This is a genomic window from Streptococcus sp. Marseille-Q6379 (assembly GCF_965119505.1).
The window spans coordinates 269,450-286,671 of record NZ_CBCPLV010000002.1; the positions used below are offsets into that span (position 1 = coordinate 269,450).

Sequence of the window (17,222 nt, forward strand, 5' to 3'; positions counted from 1 at the left end):
TTCATTATAGTCCTTCCACTTTAATAACCTGACCTGAGATAAAATCAACCAGATAATACTGGGTTCCCGACTTCACTTCCCAAATAGGAGTTTTGCCATATTTTCCTAGGTGGACATAGGATATCTCCTTAGCACCATAGGCCTTAGCAGCTTTTTTAGCCACTGACTTACTAATACCATCAGATTGCTTGTAGATATCAACCACACCTGAATCAGGACTCATGATAACAGCCAGCTTCTCACCTTTACTAGACTTTCCAAGAAGTCCGTAATAGGTAGACTCACCATGGTAAATATCAAATTCAGTAACAGTCCTTATGCCTGCTTTGCTCTCTGCTATGGCAATAACCTTCTTTTCAGCGTCTACGTAAGGCTTAGTCGCTACAATAAGAATAGCAGTCACAGAGGCAATTAAGGTCACAACGATTACAATTATTCCAAAAATGAGCTGTTGCTTTTTTGTCCAAGGTGAACGTTGTTTACGCATAATGCCTCCTAAAAAAGTTTCTGAATTTATTATATCAGAAAATGATAAATCTTTACATAGCAATATAGCTAGTATTGAGCAATTAAGTCTATCTTTTTTATAACTCAGTAAAATTCATAAAGCCTGAGTAATCTTAGAGAAGATTTGTTTAAAAAAGTTAACTTTCCTTTTCTAAGAAATCCTTAATATCCTCTTCGACTTGCTCAAACTTAGCATACTTAAGCACCACTTCTTGTGTGACTTCTTTTAGAAATAGTTTTCCATAGCTCTTAACGAGTGGGCGATTATCCATAAGAAGAATAGCTGAACGCTGTTCTGGGCGTCTTTGGGCACGTCCGATAGCTTGTTTGAAACGTAAAACCGTCATTGGAAGACTGTAACTCTCAAAGGTACTCTTTCCTTGCTTAGAAAACCAAGATTCAATCTTTTGATAGAAAGGATCCTTAGGATTGTCAAACGGCAGACGTGCAATAACCTCAATTACCCTATCTTGTTGAGCAAAGTCAACGCCTTCCCAGAATGACCCCATACCAAGAAGGAGATTGGTCTCACCTCTATCAAAACGTTTTTTGACATTAAAAGCTGTCCCATTTTTCTCTTGAGTTAGGTGACGAACTTCCCTATGATCCAATAAATCCGAAACAGCCATCATACTCTTTCGAGACGTGAATAGTACTAAAATTGGATATTCCATTTCAGATAGCTTCTGGAGACGCTTTGCAAGAGCAACCTCATACTCCTCCTCAGAAGAAACTCCAATCATAGGCATGCTTTGATCAATCCAAATAGCTTGATTGGGTAAAGTGTCCATTGGAAGGCTAACCTTGCGTACCTGTTTTAAGCCCAACAAATCAGCCACATCAACATCAGGTCCTACATCAATAGTTGCTGAAACAATTATCACTTTTTGAGCACTTGGTAGATAAGCTGAAAGTTCTAAGAGTTCTTGACGTGACGCCTTTAAATAAGTCACACGATGTTCCTGATAGTAGTCTGTTTCAAGCCAAAAATGGCTGTAAAGGGGTGTCTTCAGTGGAGACAACATCTCCATCAAATCATTTTCACCTTCCAGTTCAGAAATGGTTTGTAGCAAACGGTCTAATTGTTGGCGATTATACTGCTTCTGAGGAAATTGTTGGTGTTCTTGGATTAGATGGCTAATTTCAAACTGCAAATTTTCGAGCAAGCGTTGTTGAAGTAAGGTTTGATTACCACTATCAAGAATACGATGGATATGTTGCAAAAGAACTGTAAGATTGACTTGATGACGTGAAAATTGTTCCAAAGCCAGAACCATCTTTTGTCCCTCATCAATCACAAGAGTTTTTCCTCGAACAAAATCATGATCATCTTCCATACGCGTCAAAAGATAAGCATGATTGGTCACAACTACCCTAGCTTCTTGGGCTTTTTGGTAGGACTGTTGCCAAAAATCATATTCAGCAAAAAGACTGTCCACCTTTAACTTACCATCGTGCTTAATCTCATCAAAATAAGCCATATAGCGCTGTTTTTGTCTGATTTCATCAAGATCTCCTGTCTCCGTTTCAGTCAACCAAACTAAGAGTTGCATTTTGTAACGATTAATCAAACGGTTACTGTCCTGACGAAGTAAGGTCTGGTAAAAGGCATCTAACTTGATATAATTCTGAGGTCCTTTGAGACTATGAAAGTTAATATTAAAGACATCCGATAATGCTTTAGCTTCCTGATTCATAATCTGATTTTGAAGAAGCTTGGTTGGAACAGCTACTACTACTTTATCGACATCAGATTGTGCTAACAAGGGAAGCAAATAGCCATAGGTTTTCCCAATTCCAGTCTGAGCCTGAATCATGGAAATAGCAGTATTATCAAGCTCCTTCCTTACTGTCTCAGCAAACTCTCTTTGTTTAGGTCTTGACTCTAAATCTAAGAGAGCAATATTGGTAGCAAAATCTTGAGACAGTTTTCGTTCCGCCTTATAAGCCACAGGTCTACGAAGAACAATTCCAGATTCTTCAAGCATGACATATTCCTTTGAAAGACCTAAATTTTGACCTCTTATGGCATCACGAATAACCAACTCAGTCTCAAAAAGAAGATTATCTGAAAAAGTCAAAAGTATCTCAATGGTCTGTCTAGGTAGGCTGGCAATCTTATCCATCAAATGAAACAAAAGCTGTCCGGTCGCTCTCGCATCTTCAATAGCGGTATGGGCTTGAGCTAAGTCAAGATTAAGAACCTTGGATAAATGAGATAACTTATACTGTTCGAACGTTGGATAAAAGACCTGAGCCAATTCGACCGTATCAACACGAGGCGTCCTTAATTCGAAACCTTCCATAAAAAGTGCCTCTGCAAGCAAATTGGCATCAAATTTAACATTATGGGCAACAAAAATACAGTCCTCAATCAGTTCAAAAATTGTTCTGGCAATTTCTGAAAAATCTGGGGCTTGGGCCAACTGCTGATCGGAAATTCCTGTTAAATGAACAATGTGCTCATCGAGTTCTTGGTGTGGGTTAACATCACTCGCAAATTCGTCAACCACCTGACCATTTTGCATGATAACAATTCCCACCTGTATAATACTAGCCGTTGACGAAGCGGAGGTTGCTTCCAAATCAACAATGGCATATTTATTCGTGTTTTTTTCACTCATAGTGACCTTATTATAGCATATACAAAGCACCAAAAAAAGACAAAGCCATCATTCTGATATTGGAAAAAGCCTGAAATTCGTGCTACACTAGAACTATGAAAATAAGACGAATTTTAAATCCTGTTGCCCAGGAAAACACCTATATTTTAGAAAACGATACAGCCTGTCTAGTCATTGATCCAGGAAGTGATACTTCTGCTATCTTAGCTGAACTTAAAGCAATCGACAAACCAGTTGCTGCTATCCTTTTGACACATACACACTACGACCACATTATGAGTGTTGAGGCAGTCCGTCAGGCATATAATCATCCTCCTGTCTATGTTGCTGAAGCTGAAAAAGACTGGTTGATGAGTCCTATTGATAATTTATCTGGACTCCCACGTCACGACGATATGGAAGACGTTATTGTCAATCCTGCAGAACACTACTTCGATTTTACTGAAGATTATAACATCAAGAACTTTCAGTTTAAAGTTGTTCCAACTCCAGGACACTCTATTGGAGGTGTTTCTTTTATTTTTAATAGAGAAGAAACTGTATTTTCTGGTGATGCCCTCTTTAAAGAAACAATTGGACGCTGGGATCTTCCAACAGGGAACCACGAACAATTACTCACTAGTATTCAAGAGCAACTTTTTACACTTCCTAACCACTACAAAGTTTTCCCAGGACATGGATGGGATACCACTATTGGTCATGAGAAGGTCTTTAACCCACATTTTTCATAAAAACAAAAGCTTGTCAGACCTACTTTAGTGAGTATTGACAAGCTTTTTTTACTCGAATAAAAAAGAAGGCCGATAGACCTTCTTATCTGAGACACTGTAGAGTGCCTATTTAGATTTGATATAGTTAACACCATCTGCTTTAGGTGCAACGGCTTTACCGAAGAAAGCAGCCAAGACAATAATTGTCAAGATATATGGTGCAATTTGCAAATACACATTTGGTACATGTGAAATGAGTGGAAGCTGTTTTCCAATGATTGCCAATGATTGTGACAATCCAAAGAACAAACTTGAGAGCATAGCTCCAATTGGGCTCCAACGACCGAAAATCATAGCAGCCAAGGCGATGAAACCAGGACCTGCAATTGTTGTAACGGCAAAGTTGTTTGAGATTGATTGTGCATAAACCGCACCACCAACACCACCAAGGAAGCCCGAAATCATGACGCCATAGTAACGCATACGATAGACGTTAATCCCAAGTGTATCTGCTGCCTGTGGGTGTTCACCAACTGAGCGAAGTCGCAAACCAAAGCGTGTCTTAAAGATGAGCCACCATGATGCTACTGAAACCAAGATAGCAACATATGCTACCAAAGAAACATTAGTGAAGAAAACTTTACCCAAGAAAGGGACATGATCCAAGATTGGGAAGGATACAGTCTTAAAGTTATGACTGATAGCAGGTGTTTGACCAGCACCATAGATAACACGTGTCAAGAACACTGCCAAAGATGGTGCGATAAGGTTCAACACTGTACCAGAGACAACATGGTCAGCTCGGAAGTTAATTGTCGCAACAGCATGGAGCAATGAGTAGAGAACACCAACCAGACCTGCTACAATCGCAGCAATCCAAGGTGTCGCATCTCCAAAACTTTCTGCAAAAGTCAAGTTAAAGAGAACACCTGCGAAAGCACCAATTACCATAATTCCTTCAAGGCCGACATTTACGATACCGCCTCGTTCAGAGAAAGTTCCACCGATACTTGTAAAAATCAATGGTGCTGAATATTTCAACATAGAGGCAACAATTAAGGCTATAATTGTAATAAAGTCCATATTAGTTTTGTCCTCCTTTAGCTTTCACTGATTTATGACGAGGGCGAACCCAATATCTAATGATGTAATTAGCACCAACAAAGAAGATAATCAAGGCTGAAACAACATCGATAATTTCAGGTGGAACACCAATCATACCACTCTTACCAATAGACAAAACACCATAAAGAAGGGCGGCAAATGGGATACCGATAGGTGAGTTAGACGCTAAAAGCGCAACCGCCATACCGTTCCAACCGATAGCCAATGAAGCGTTTTGAACGAAGACATTTTGGAATGTACCAAGTCCTTCTACTGTACCTCCAAGACCACATAGAGCACCTGAGATAATCATTGACATGATAATAACACGTTTAGATGACATCCCTGCATACTCTGAAGCATGAGGATTAAGACCTACAGATGTGATTTCAAAACCAGTTGTTGTTTTCTTAAGCAAGAACCAAACTAAGAAGGCAGCTGCAAGAGCCAGGAAGAAACCAATATTGAAACGCGAACCACCAGTTATTTGAGATAAATACTCTGTTTGATAACTAGCTGAGGCTACAACCTTGTTAGAAGCTTCTGAAGAACGCAACATATCAGCTGTAAATCCAAAGCGAATAATATTGTTTGCTACATACAAAATGATGTAGTTCATCATGATGGTAACAATGACCTCACTAGTTCCCAAGTAAGCACGGAGAATACCTGGAATAGCCCCAGCGATACCACCTGCAACCAGACCGATAATGACTGTACAGATAACTGAAATCACCTTTGGTAAGTCAGGGAATGACAAAGCAAACCATACGGCAGAAACCCATCCTGCCAAGGCTTGTCCTGGCAAACCAACGTTAAAGAAACCTGCCTTAGATGCAACAGAGAATCCTAGTGCAATCAGAATCAGCGGACTCATGGCGCGAAGAATTTCACCAATATTTTTCAATGAGCCGAAGGCCGTTGTGAAAAGATCATAGTAAGCCCAGAATGGATCGTAACCGAAAATCAACATCAAAACGGCTCCAATCAGCATTCCCAAGAGGACAGCAATTAAAGGAACTGCCCAATTTTGTACTTTTTTAGACATTTGCTTCCTCCTTATTCAATTGTCCACCAGCCATAAGAATACCAAGATCTTGCTTATTCGTTTCAGCAGGATCTAGAATTCCCTGAATTGCACCATCATAGATAACCGCAATTCTGTCTGACATATCAAGAATTTCATCCAATTCAAAGCTGACAACAATCACAGCCTTACCTTTATCACGTTCTGCGATAATACGTTTACGGATGTACTCAATGGCACCAACGTCAAGACCTCGAGTTGGTTGACTTACAATAAGAAGTCCTGGGTCACGGTCAATCTCACGAGCGATAACAGCTTTTTGTTGGTTACCACCTGACAATTCACCACCAGCAATTAACTCTCCTGTACCACGAACATCAAACTCTTTCATCAATTCACGCGCTTTAGCATTGATGACATTATAGTTCAAGATACCATTCTTAGAATTTGGCTCTTTGTAGTAGGTTTGAAGAGCGATATTTTCAGCAACTGTCATTTCAAGGACCATACCATCACGGTGACGATCTTCAGGAATATGACCAACACTCATTTCAGTAATCTGACGAGTTGTCTTATGAATAATCGATTCACCCTTGATGGTTATATCACCTGACTTAACTTTACGAAGTCCTGTAATCGCTTGGACAAGTTCTGTCTGACCATTGCCATCGATACCGGCAATACCGATGATCTCACCAGCACGAACATCTAATGATAGATTTTTAACAGCAGGAATTCCTCGGTTCTCGTTAACCACCAAATCTTTAATAGAAAGAACAACTTCTTTTGGATTTGAAGGAATTTTCTCTGTCTTGAAGGAAACCTGATGGCCAACCATCATTTCGGCCAAGTCAGCATTTGTTGACCCTTCAATCGTTACCGTATCAATTGATTTACCACGTCTAATGACAGTGACACGGTCAGAAACTGCTCGAATTTCATCCAACTTATGGGTAATCAGAATAATTGACTTGCCTTCCTTAACCAAGGTCTTCATAATGTTTAGAAGTTCAGTAATTTCAGACGGAGTCAATACCGCAGTCGGCTCATCGAAGATCAAAATATCAGCCCCACGATACAAAGTCTTAAGGATTTCAACACGCTGTTGAGCACCAACAGAGATATCTGCAACTTTGGCAGTTGGATCTACCGCAAGACCGTATCTTTCAGAGAGTTCAGTAATTTCCTTGATAGCCTTCTTCATATCAAGGACACCACCAGCTTTAGTTACCTCACTACCCAGGATGATATTTTCAGCAACTGTAAAAGCTTCAACCAACATAAAGTGTTGGTGAACCATCCCAATCCCCAGTTTCGTTGCTTTAGATGGTGAATCAATCGTCACCTCTTGTTCTTTAACCTTAATGGTACCACTCGTAGGTTGCAAAAGACCTGAAAGCATATTCATTAAAGTTGACTTACCTGCACCATTTTCACCGAGGAGGGCATGGATCTCTCCTTGTCTCACATCAAGATTGATATGGTCATTTGCCACGAATTCACCAAATTTTTTGGTAATATCGTGCATCTCAATGACATTTGGCTTCGTCATACAATCTCCTTCCAAGAATAATTTTTATTTCAGCAAAGGGGATCATTAACTGCTTCCCTTTGCTGAGACAAAAATTTGTCTCAGTCTAAGTTCTATAAAGACTTATACTTAACTATTATTTGCTAAGACCATCAGTTGGTTTCAATTCACCATTCTTGATTTGTTCTTTAGCTTTTTCTACTGAATCCTTGATATCTGAAGGAAGATTAGACGTTACAATGTCAACACCACCGTCTTTGATACCGTAAGTCTTAGTTTTACCACCTTCGAATTTATCGCCTTTGACTTGTCCGTTAGCAATATCTTTAACAACTGTACCAACTTGTTTGATTGTTGAAGTCAAAACAAAGTTAGATTTTTTCTTGTCTGAAGATGTATAATTACCTTCTGCTGTTTGGTCACGGTCAACACCGATTACCCATACTTTCTTATCGCTTTCAGCATCAAGTTTTTCGTTAACTTCTTTAGCAGCTGTGAAGACACCAGTACCAGTACCACCAGCAGCTTGGTAGATTACGTCAACGCCTGAAGCATACATTGTTGAAGCGATTGTTGTCCCTTTAGCAGCATCAGAGAATGATTCAGCATATTGAACTTGTACATCGATGTCAGGTTTTACTGACTTAGCACCAGCTGTGAAACCAGCTTCAAAACGTGTAATTGTATCTGATGTTTGACCACCGATGAAACCAACTTTATTTGTTTTTGATTGCATAGCTGCTGCGATACCTGCAAGGTAAGCACCTTCATTATCGGCAAACAAAACGCTTTCAACGTTCTTTTGGTCTTTAATAACATCGTCAATAATTACATAGTTCACATCTTCGTGTTCTTTAGCTGCATCTGCTACTGCATCATGAAGAGCAAAACCAACACCAAAGATGAGGTTGTAGCCTTGACTTTGTGCTGAAGACAAGTTTGTTGCAAAGTCAGACTCTGAACCAGATTGGAAGTAATTGTAGCCAGAATCTTTTTCAAGTTTGTTAGCTTTACCCCAAGCTTGAAGACCTTCCCATGCTGATTGGTTAAATGATTTATCATCAACCCCACCAGTATCTGTAACGATAGCAGCTTTAACTTTTGAATCAGCTGATGATCCACCGCGTCCGCCACGTGCACATGCTGCAAGACCAAGTGCTGCTACAGCAACAAGGCCAAGTCCGATAATTTTCTTGTTCAATTTCATCTTGAACACTCCTCCTATAACTTGCAAGAAAACTTGCTTAATAAAGAATAAAACAACTAGACTATTGTAAGTCCGTAAAAGAGTATGGTAACAACTCTCCGACTGTCATCTCGACTGTCGAGTTATCTTCAGCGATAAGAATCACTTTAGAATCAGATTTTAAAAATTCAACCATTACTTGGCGACAAGCACCACATGGTGAGATGGGATCTTTGGTATCTCCGTAGACTGCAAGACATTCAAAATCTCTGTACCCTTCGGATACCGCCTTAAAAATGGCTGTCCTTTCTGCACAATTGGTCAATCCGAATGAGGCATTCTCAATGTTACAGCCTTTAAAAATTTGCCCATCCTTTGTAAGCAATGCTGCTCCAACTCTAAAACGAGAATAGGGAACATAGGCATTTTCAGCTGCTTCTTGTGCAGCTTTTATTACTTGCTCTTTTTTAGTAGCTATCATGGCTTTCTTGACCTTTCATAATGGCAACTCCTGACGAAGTACCAATACGGGTTGCACCAGCTTTGATAAAGGCTTGAGCTGCCTCAAGTGTGCGTGCTCCACCAGATGCCTTGACTCCCATAGTAGGACCAACAGCCTCTCGCATAAGTTCAATATCTTCAATTGTTGCGCCACCAGTAGAAAAACCAGTAGAGGTCTTCACAAAATCTGCACCTGCCAGTTTTGCTAATTGGCAAGCTTCGACCTTCTCTTCATCGGTCAGAAGACAAGTTTCAATTATAACCTTTACAAGTTTTCTTCCACTAGCTTCAACAACAGCTTTAATGTCGTCTTCGACTAATTTAAGATTTCTAGATTTAAGAGCACCGATATTAATTACCATATCAACTTCATCTGCACCATTGGCAATAGCATCCTTGGCTTCAAAAGCCTTAACTGCAGAGGTCGATGCTCCCAAAGGGAAACCAATAACTGTACAAACTTTAACAGAACTATCTCTAAGCAATTCAGCTGCCGTTTTAACCCAAGTTGGATTAACACAGACACTGGCAAACTCATACTTCTTAGCCTCATCAATTAGGGAAAGAATCTGTTCTTTATTAGCATCAGCTTTTAGTAAGGTATGGTCAATATAGCTATTAACAGACATAAACAAAACTCCTTGATTAGTATAAAATTAAGGCTTAGCGAATTATCTTTAATATTTCTGTCGTTTCTTTACATTCACTATCAATAATAACATTTTTTTCAAATTCAGTCAGCATTTTTTCAGATAAAATTTCTTGACTATAGACCTTGGCAATAAGGTCTCCTTGAGCTACTGCATCGCCAACTTTCTTTTCAAATACAATTCCTGTTTCATAATTAAGACTATCTGACTTCGTAGCTCGACCTGCTCCTAATTGCATGGCAAATTTTCCAAATGCCATAGCAGGTAACTCTTTAATGTAACCTGTTTCATGAGCATGAATATCTGTCACGACAGGAGCACTGCTATGACGATAAAGATCAGTCAAATCACCACCCTGAGCTTGAATGAGTTCTTCAAACTTAGAAAGGGCTTTTCCACCCACTAAGTGCTGACGAATCTCTTCCTGACTAGCTTCAACTTGGGCTAAATCTAATAGTATCTCAGCTAACTCACAGATAAAGTCAGTGATGTCTTCACGTCCCTTACCTTGCATAATTTCAATAGCCTCAGTGATTTCTAAGCGGTTACCAATAGCTTTACCTAGTGGCTGGCTCATATCTGTAATAACTGCAATTGTTTCACGATTAACCTCATGTCCTAATGCAACCATGGTCTCTGACAATTTTTCGGCATCAGACATGTTTTTCATGAAAGCACCTTGACCAACAGTAACATCCAGTAAAATCTTATCAGCACCTGCTGCAATTTTTTTGGACATAACAGAGCTTGCGATTAGAGGAATGGAATCTACTGTTGCAGTGACATCACGCAAGGCATAAAGAAGTTTATCAGCCTTAACTAAATGCTCAGACTGACCAATGAGGGAGATTCCAATGTCTTTAACTTGCTGAATGAACTCTTCCTTACTACGCTCAACCTGATAGCCTTTGATAGACTCTAATTTGTCAATCGTTCCACCTGTATGTCCAAGACCACGACCACTCATCTTAGCTACTGGAACACCAAAGCTAGCTACAAGTGGCATAAGGATGATGGTTACCTTATCACCAACACCACCGGTCGAATGTTTATCCACCTTAACACCTGGAATTTCTGACAAATCATATTGTTCACCTGAAGCAACCATATCAGTGGTCAAATCATGGATTTCACGAATAGACATACCTTGATAATAAATTGCCATCGCCAGTGCAGCTATCTGATAGTCTGGAATTTTCCCAGACACATAGCCATTAATGAGATATGAAATTTCTTCTGTGCTTAACTCGCCACCATCTCTTTTCTTTTCAATTAAATCAACTGTTCTCATATTTTCTCACTTCTAAGGATATAGTATCCTTTATCCTTTTTAACGACTTCAGCATTACCAAACACATCCTCCATCTTAGCTTTAGCTGACGGAGCTCCTTGTTTTTTTTGAATAACAATAGTTAAGTTCCCACCTTGATTGAGATAATCATATGCCTCCTCAATAACTTGATGAACCACCTTCTTTCCAGCACGGATAGGTGGATTAGAAATAATATAGTCAAAACTTCCAGTAACATTTTCATAGATATTCGATTGGAAAATAGTAGCTTCAACCTTATTTCGTTCAGCATTTTGTTTCGCTAAATCAATTGCCCTACTATTGATGTCAATCATTGTGACTTTGACTCCTTGTACCTTAGCCAAACTAATACCAAGAGGACCGTAGCCACAGCCCACATCTAATAATGTGTTTCCAGCTTCCAAATCTAAGGCACTCAAAAGCACTTGACTTCCAAAATCAATCATTTTTTTAGAGAAAACCCCAGCATCCGTATAAAACTGAAAACTTTCTCCTAACAAATTTACCTTTAAATCATGAATATCGTGAGCCGCATCTGGCGTCTCAGCATAATACATTTTTGACATTATTTTTTCCTTCTAGATAGTCTTTTCCCTTTATCGTATCATAAATACCAAAGTAAGGCTAGTGATATGATAAGGCTTACATTCCGGCTTTTTTTCTGCTATAATGTTAGCTATGTTAAATGAATTTATCAATTTCGAAACGATATCACGTAAGGAGTGGCAACGTCTTCATAAAGAAGGTAATGCCCCATTGACTGCGGAAGAACTTGATTCCATTCGTAGCCTTAATGATAAGATCGATGTGCAAGAAGTTAGTGATATTTATCTTCCCCTTATCAATCTCATTCGTATCTATCAGAAAACGGCCAATGATTTAACCTTTTCTAAGAGTATCTTTTTACAAAAATCACAGACTAATCGTCCATTTATTATTGGGGTATCTGGTTCAGTTGCTGTTGGCAAATCCACTACCAGTCGTTTGCTTCAACTCTTGTTACAACGTACCTTCCCCCAATCTAAGGTTGAACTTGTAACAACCGATGGCTTTCTCTATCCTAACCAAGTCTTGAAAGAAAAAGACATCCTTAACCGTAAGGGTTTCCCTGAATCCTACGATATGCCGCTTCTTCTCAATTTTTTAGATACTATAAAAAATGGTGGTGATGTCAATATTCCTGTTTACTCCCATGAAATTTATGATATTGTACCAGGTCTTACACAAGAAATCAGACAGCCCAATTTTTTGATTGTCGAAGGGATTAATGTTTTCCAGAATCCTATTAACCAACGACTCTACATGAGTGACTATTTCGATTTTTCTCTTTACATTGATGCTGAAGTTAATAATATCGAATCATGGTATCTCGAACGTTTTCAAACCCTTCTTGAGCTCGCCAAGAAAGATGAAAATAACTATTACCATCGTTTTACTAAATTTAGTAAAGATGAAGCCTTATCTTTAGCACAAAAAACTTGGCGTGATATCAATTTAGTTAACCTGGAAAATTATATCGAACCTACACGAAGCCGAGCCGAACTGATTCTTCATAAGGGAGACAATCATAAAATCGACTTCATCCACTTAAAAAAATAGAAAAAGCTTGCCAAGGGGTCTAAAATAACGTATAATGACATAGTTAGATAAATTTTGGAGGTGAAAACATTGGCAAATATTAAATCAGCTATCAAACGCGCTGAACTTAACGTTAAACAAAACGAACAAAACTCAGCTCAAAAATCAGCTTTGCGTACTGCTATCAAAGCATTCAACGCTAACCCAACTGAAGAAGCTTACCGTGCTGCATCTGCTAGCATCGATAAAGCCGCTTCTAAAGGTTTGATTCATAAAAACAAAGCAAGCCGCGATAAATCACGTCTTGCAGCTAAATTGGCTAACTAATTGAAAGCTCCATTTAGGAGTTTTTTTTATTACCTTATAACATAAAAACCTGCTAGACGATAAGCTAGCAGGTTTTCTTTATTAATTAAACTCCAGTAATTTTAACTTCAAAAATAGTCCCCTTCGGATGATTGTCCTTGACAATTATTGTTCCTTTAAGAGCTAAAACAATTTGTTGCGCTAGTGATAAGCCCAGTCCAAACCCACCTTTTTGTCTGGTTCTAGCCTTATCTACTCGATAAAATCGATCAAAGATTTTTTTCTTATCACTATCTGATATACCAGGACCATTATCAGCTACCGAAATATAAAGATGGCGCTCATTAGTGCGAACAGTAAAGGTAACATGTCCATCATCTTCCGTATATTTAATAGCATTATCAAATAATATGGTCATTAGCTGCTTCAATAGCGTTTTATCAGTATGGATTGGACGACTAACTTGGTTTTGGGCCGTAAATCCTTTCTCGTTTTCTTCAGCAATCATGGCATAATTGGTAAATACTGTATCAAAGAAAGCAGGTTCTAAGGTTTCGATTTCCGGCTTAATACCATCGTCACGACGAGCCAAGTTCAAGAGATTTGTCGTCAACAGACGCATATTACGTACTTCATCAAGACTTGAAGCAATATTCTCTGAATTATCTAAAATGGTGCTCTCAGGCTTGCGGAAAAGAACTTCTAATCGGTTTTGAATCACAGCAAGCGGTGTCCGTAACTCGTGACTGGCATTTTCAACAAATGCCTTCTGCTTCTCCAGACTTTCCTGGATAGGACGTCTTGACCACTTGGCCAAATACATACTAGCCGCAACAGATAGGAGCCAGAAGAAACTCATCATGATGACAATGAGCTTGACATAACGTTCAGTGGCTTCTTCCAATTGAGTTGTATTAATCGCAATAACAAGGTACTTAGCATCAGGATAGAGACTATTATCTACTTTTTCAGTAATCAGGCGATACTTTTCGGTTTGATCGAAATAATTCTGAGCGCTTCCCTTGCTGATAACATCAATGTTATTTTTATCTATTGGTAAATTGGATAAGCTAGAAAATTTGTCAACGACATTGAGGACTTTTCCATTCTTATCAAGCACTAAGACACTGGTATTCGCCGCAACAGATAAATCGTGTGGGGCATCTTCCATCTTTGATTTCTTCTTAGATTCTTTTTTAGAGCCACTCGAGTCAGGTGTTTCATCTGTCGACCCTTTAGTATCATAGGCTTGGTAGATGGTTGTCGTATTATTTTGATCTACCTCAGAAGTCAGAAAAAGTTCCCGTTTTAGCATTTCCATTTCTAAATAAGAATTGGTCTTAGTTGCTGCCATTTTCAGACTAGAGTCCACATTGGAATAAACACCGTAACTCAGAATCTGCAAAATCATGACAGTCATGACAAGGAAAATACCAGAAAAAGTGGCAAAGAAATGAATAAAAGACTTAAATCCTTCTGACTTCATTCTCCTAAAGAGATAATTGAAAAATTTAGTCAGCATTCTTCAAAATGTACCCCACACTTCTCAAGGTTTGGAGGTTGGCAGCAAAGTCTGTTCCTTTAAGTTTCTTACGAATTTTAGAAACGTATACTTCAACAACTGATACCGTAGTATCACTATCAAATCCCCAAAGACGATCAAAAATTTGTGACTTAGGCAAGATCACATTCTGATTTTGTAAGAAATAAACTAATAAATCAAACTCTTTACCAAGAAGTTCTACCTCTTTATCCCCCACAAAGGTTGAATTTGTAGCAAGATTGACACGAACATCACCGAAAGAAAGTGTGTTTTGGTCAAATTTACCAGAGCGTTTCAAAAGTGCCTGAATACGCATCTTCAACTCTTCTAAGTAGAAAGGTTTGGTTAGATAGTCATCTGCCCCCAGTTCAAAGCCGTGTCCCTTATCGTCTAGACTTTCCTTAGCAGTCATGATAAGTACAGGAGTTGTTACACCTTTATCACGTAATTCTCTAAGAACAGTGAAACCATCTTTTTCAGGTAACATTAAGTCTAAAAGAATCAAATCATAGACGCCACTTTCAGCTTCGTAGAGGCCTTCATCACCATCAAAGACCTGCATAACATCAGCAAAGTCATCTAAAAAATCAAAAACTGAGTTGGACAAACTCAAATCATCTTCTACTAGTAGTATTTTAATCATAGTTATCCCCCTTGTTAGGTGTCAAAGATACAAAGAACACTTTGACTAAGTCTTATCATTATATCTAAAATACACATAATCATCTAGTGCTTTGATCTTCTTTTATTTAGATTCAGTCTACTATACTTTCCTTAAGTTTTTCATAACTGAAACGAAAAAACAGCACCAATAGGTACTGTTTTATATCGATATTTCTTCTTAGAACAAACCAACAGCTGTTCCGTCTTCAGCTACGTCCATCTTGAGGGCTGCTGGTGCTTTTGGAAGACCAGGCATGGTCATAACATCACCTGTAAGAGCTACGATAAATCCAGCACCTGTTTTAGGAACAAATTCACGGATAGTGATATCAAAGCCTTCTGGTGCTCCAAGTAAGAATTGGTTATCTGAGAAGCTATATTGTGTTTTGGCCATACATACTGGCAATTTATCCCAACCGAATTCTGCAAATTGTTTAAGTTGGTTCTTAGCTTTTTTCTCGAAGACAACTGATTTACCACCATAGATTTCAGTAACAATCTTAGTGATTTTTTCTTCCAAGCTATCATCATCAGAATAAAGACGTTTATAGTCAGCATTCCCATTTTCAACAGCATCAACTACCGCGTTGGCAAGGTCAATACCACCATCAGCACCATTAGCCCAAACGCTAGCCAATTCAACAGGAACATCGATTTCTGCACAAAGTTCTTTAAGGGCTGCAATTTCAGCTTCTGTATCAGCAACAAACTCGTTAATAGCAACGACTGCAGGAAGACCGAATTTACGAACATTTTCCACATGACGTTTCAAGTTAGCGAAGCCATCACGAACAGCTTGAACATTTTCTTCAGAGAGGTCCGTTTTGGCTACCCCACCGTGCATTTTAAGGGCACGAAGTGTCGCAACAATAACAACAGCATCAGGAGTTGTTGGGAGGTTTGGAGTCTTGATATCAAGGAATTTTTCAGCACCAAGGTCAGCACCGAAACCTGCTTCCGTAATTGTATAATCTGCCAAACGTAGCGCTGTAGATGTAGCTAGAACTGAGTTACATCCATGAGCAATGTTGGCAAATGGACCACCGTGTACCAAAGCTGGTGTCCCATAAATTGTTTGTACCAAGTTAGGTTTGATGGCATCTTTAAGAATAAGTGTAAGCGCACCTTCGATTTCAAGATCACGCACATAAACAGGTGTACGGTCATAACGGTAAGCAACTACAATGTTAGCCAAACGTTCTTTAAGGTCTTTAATATCAGTAGCTAAGCAAAGAATCGCCATGATTTCAGATGCAACAGTAATATCAAAACCATCTTCACGTGGAATACCGTTAAGGGGACCGCCAAGACCAACATTTACATGACGAAGCGCACGGTCATTAAGGTCAACCACACGTTTCCAGATAATACGACGTTGGTCAATACCTAGTGCATTTCCTTGGTGAATATGATTATCAAGGAGAGCAGACAAAGCGTTATTAGCTGTGGTGATAGCGTGCATATCCCCTGTAAAGTGAAGGTTAATATCTTCCATCGGAAGGACTTGTGCGTAACCACCACCTGCAGCACCACCTTTAATCCCCATAACAGGACCAAGAGATGGTTCACGAAGGGCAATCATTGTTTTCTTACCAATTTTGTTAAGAGCATCTGCAAGACCAATTGACATGGTTGATTTCCCTTCACCAGCTGGTGTTGGGTTGATAGCTGTCACCAAAATCAATTTTCCTGGCTTATTGTCTTTGACAGCATTGATTTTATCAAATGACAATTTTGCCTTATATTTTCCGTAGAGTTCCAAATCGTCAAAGCCGATTCCAACTTTTTCAACTACTTCTGTGATTGGTTTTAATTCTACACTTTGAGCAATTTCGATATCTGTTTTCATGAGACACTCCTCTATATTTTTCTAAAATCTATTATATCAGAGTTTAATAAAAAACGCATTATTTTTGGTTAATTACTTTTCAATGTTCGGTTTTTGTTTTGTTATAAATCGTTATAACTTTAATTTATAGG

At 38.9% G+C, this 17,222-nt stretch carries 16 protein-coding genes; 3 read left to right on the top strand and 13 right to left on the bottom strand.

From position 1 onward, the window contains the following. Nucleotides 1-4 precede the first annotated feature (4 nt). Together ACWPVZ_RS08005 and ACWPVZ_RS08010 are read right to left on the bottom strand one after the other, a co-directional pair. Entirely contained in the window at nt 5-487 is a 483-nt protein-coding gene (locus ACWPVZ_RS08005; RefSeq protein WP_201709709.1) for a cell wall elongation regulator TseB-like domain-containing protein, read from the bottom strand. Between the two features lie 157 nt (nt 488-644). Next, on the bottom strand, nt 645-3,131 hold the full coding sequence (locus ACWPVZ_RS08010; protein WP_454381773.1) for a bifunctional DnaQ family exonuclease/ATP-dependent helicase: 2,487 nt from the start codon (nt 3,129-3,131) through the stop codon (nt 645-647). Nucleotides 3,132-3,226: 95 nt separating this feature from the next. On the opposite strand from ACWPVZ_RS08010, the gene ACWPVZ_RS08015 reads away from it, so the two are divergent. Next, nucleotides 3,227-3,862 (top strand): MBL fold metallo-hydrolase, encoded by a 636-nt coding sequence (locus ACWPVZ_RS08015; RefSeq protein ID WP_201709707.1) that lies wholly within the window; start codon nt 3,227-3,229, stop codon nt 3,860-3,862. 105 nt (nt 3,863-3,967) lie between these two features. Here the strand turns inward: ACWPVZ_RS08015 and ACWPVZ_RS08020 are convergent, their stop codons facing one another. The 8 genes from ACWPVZ_RS08020 to ACWPVZ_RS08055 form a co-directional block, all read right to left on the bottom strand. Next, nucleotides 3,968-4,924, bottom strand: coding sequence for an ABC transporter permease (locus ACWPVZ_RS08020; protein WP_060971361.1), 957 nt, complete (start codon nt 4,922-4,924; stop codon nt 3,968-3,970). 1 nt (nt 4,925) lies between these two features. Then, a complete protein-coding gene (locus tag ACWPVZ_RS08025) occupies nt 4,926-5,993 on the bottom strand; it encodes an ABC transporter permease (protein WP_004184109.1) in 1,068 nt (355 codons plus the stop codon). Beyond that, nucleotides 5,986-7,524, bottom strand: coding sequence for an ABC transporter ATP-binding protein (locus ACWPVZ_RS08030; protein WP_454381774.1), 1,539 nt, complete (start codon nt 7,522-7,524; stop codon nt 5,986-5,988). The genes ACWPVZ_RS08025 and ACWPVZ_RS08030 overlap by 8 nt, the downstream gene beginning before the upstream one ends. 115 nt (nt 7,525-7,639) lie before the next feature. Then, complete coding sequence (locus ACWPVZ_RS08035) at nt 7,640-8,704, bottom strand: BMP family lipoprotein (protein ID WP_338390383.1); 1,065 nt, start codon at nt 8,702-8,704, stop codon at nt 7,640-7,642. Between the two features lie 67 nt (nt 8,705-8,771). Beyond that, nucleotides 8,772-9,170, bottom strand: coding sequence for a cytidine deaminase (locus tag ACWPVZ_RS08040; RefSeq protein ID WP_004184113.1), 399 nt, complete (start codon nt 9,168-9,170; stop codon nt 8,772-8,774). Further along, complete coding sequence (gene deoC, locus ACWPVZ_RS08045) at nt 9,157-9,819, bottom strand: deoxyribose-phosphate aldolase (RefSeq protein WP_048790410.1); 663 nt, start codon at nt 9,817-9,819, stop codon at nt 9,157-9,159. Before deoC ends, ACWPVZ_RS08040 begins: the two co-directional genes overlap by 14 nt. A 34-nt stretch (nt 9,820-9,853) precedes the next feature. Beyond that, nucleotides 9,854-11,131: a pyrimidine-nucleoside phosphorylase gene (locus tag ACWPVZ_RS08050; protein WP_454381775.1), complete on the bottom strand. Its 1,278-nt coding sequence runs from the start codon at nt 11,129-11,131 to the stop codon at nt 9,854-9,856. After that, on the bottom strand, nt 11,128-11,718 hold the full coding sequence (locus ACWPVZ_RS08055; protein ID WP_048790412.1) for a class I SAM-dependent methyltransferase: 591 nt from the start codon (nt 11,716-11,718) through the stop codon (nt 11,128-11,130). Before ACWPVZ_RS08055 ends, ACWPVZ_RS08050 begins: the two co-directional genes overlap by 4 nt. A 112-nt stretch (nt 11,719-11,830) precedes the next feature. On the opposite strand from ACWPVZ_RS08055, the gene coaA reads away from it, so the two are divergent. Both coaA and rpsT read left to right on the top strand, forming a co-directional pair. Further along, nucleotides 11,831-12,751 carry a type I pantothenate kinase gene (gene coaA, locus ACWPVZ_RS08060; protein WP_037597889.1) on the top strand — a complete coding sequence of 307 codons (921 nt, stop codon included), beginning with the start codon at nt 11,831-11,833 and terminating at the stop codon, nt 12,749-12,751. A gap of 69 nt (nt 12,752-12,820) precedes the next feature. After that, nucleotides 12,821-13,057 (top strand): 30S ribosomal protein S20, encoded by a 237-nt coding sequence (gene rpsT / locus ACWPVZ_RS08065; RefSeq protein WP_037597891.1) that lies wholly within the window; start codon nt 12,821-12,823, stop codon nt 13,055-13,057. An 85-nt stretch (nt 13,058-13,142) separates the two neighbouring features. Here rpsT and ACWPVZ_RS08070 read toward each other — a convergent pair whose 3' ends face one another. From ACWPVZ_RS08070 to ACWPVZ_RS08080, 3 genes are all read right to left on the bottom strand, one after another. Further along, nucleotides 13,143-14,558, bottom strand: a complete 1,416-nt coding sequence (locus ACWPVZ_RS08070) for a sensor histidine kinase (RefSeq protein WP_454381776.1) — start codon at nt 14,556-14,558, stop codon at nt 13,143-13,145. Continuing rightward, entirely contained in the window at nt 14,548-15,222 is a 675-nt protein-coding gene (locus tag ACWPVZ_RS08075; protein WP_049546057.1) for a response regulator transcription factor, read from the bottom strand. Before ACWPVZ_RS08075 ends, ACWPVZ_RS08070 begins: the two co-directional genes overlap by 11 nt. Nucleotides 15,223-15,420: 198 nt before the next feature. Beyond that, nucleotides 15,421-17,091 (bottom strand): formate--tetrahydrofolate ligase, encoded by a 1,671-nt coding sequence (locus ACWPVZ_RS08080; protein WP_247924893.1) that lies wholly within the window; start codon nt 17,089-17,091, stop codon nt 15,421-15,423. Nucleotides 17,092-17,222 lie beyond the last annotated feature (131 nt).

Bases quoted from the DNA above. Each gene is read 5' to 3' on its own strand.
- ACWPVZ_RS08005 (WP_201709709.1), bottom strand. From the start codon at position 487: ATGCGTAAACAACGTTCACCTTGGACAAAAAAGCAACAGCTCATTTTT.
- ACWPVZ_RS08010 (WP_454381773.1), bottom strand. From the start codon at position 3,131: ATGAGTGAAAAAAACACGAATAAATATGCCATTGTTGATTTGGAAGCA.
- ACWPVZ_RS08015 (WP_201709707.1), top strand. From the start codon at position 3,227: ATGAAAATAAGACGAATTTTAAATCCTGTTGCCCAGGAAAACACCTAT.
- ACWPVZ_RS08020 (WP_060971361.1), bottom strand. From the start codon at position 4,924: ATGGACTTTATTACAATTATAGCCTTAATTGTTGCCTCTATGTTGAAA.
- ACWPVZ_RS08025 (WP_004184109.1), bottom strand. From the start codon at position 5,993: ATGTCTAAAAAAGTACAAAATTGGGCAGTTCCTTTAATTGCTGTCCTC.
- ACWPVZ_RS08030 (WP_454381774.1), bottom strand. From the start codon at position 7,524: ATGACGAAGCCAAATGTCATTGAGATGCACGATATTACCAAAAAATTT.
- ACWPVZ_RS08040 (WP_004184113.1), bottom strand. From the start codon at position 9,170: ATGATAGCTACTAAAAAAGAGCAAGTAATAAAAGCTGCACAAGAAGCA.
- deoC (WP_048790410.1), bottom strand. From the start codon at position 9,819: ATGTCTGTTAATAGCTATATTGACCATACCTTACTAAAAGCTGATGCT.
- ACWPVZ_RS08050 (WP_454381775.1), bottom strand. From the start codon at position 11,131: ATGAGAACAGTTGATTTAATTGAAAAGAAAAGAGATGGTGGCGAGTTA.
- ACWPVZ_RS08055 (WP_048790412.1), bottom strand. From the start codon at position 11,718: ATGTCAAAAATGTATTATGCTGAGACGCCAGATGCGGCTCACGATATT.
- coaA (WP_037597889.1), top strand. From the start codon at position 11,831: ATGTTAAATGAATTTATCAATTTCGAAACGATATCACGTAAGGAGTGG.
- ACWPVZ_RS08070 (WP_454381776.1), bottom strand. From the start codon at position 14,558: ATGCTGACTAAATTTTTCAATTATCTCTTTAGGAGAATGAAGTCAGAA.
- ACWPVZ_RS08075 (WP_049546057.1), bottom strand. From the start codon at position 15,222: ATGATTAAAATACTACTAGTAGAAGATGATTTGAGTTTGTCCAACTCA.
- ACWPVZ_RS08080 (WP_247924893.1), bottom strand. From the start codon at position 17,091: ATGAAAACAGATATCGAAATTGCTCAAAGTGTAGAATTAAAACCAATC.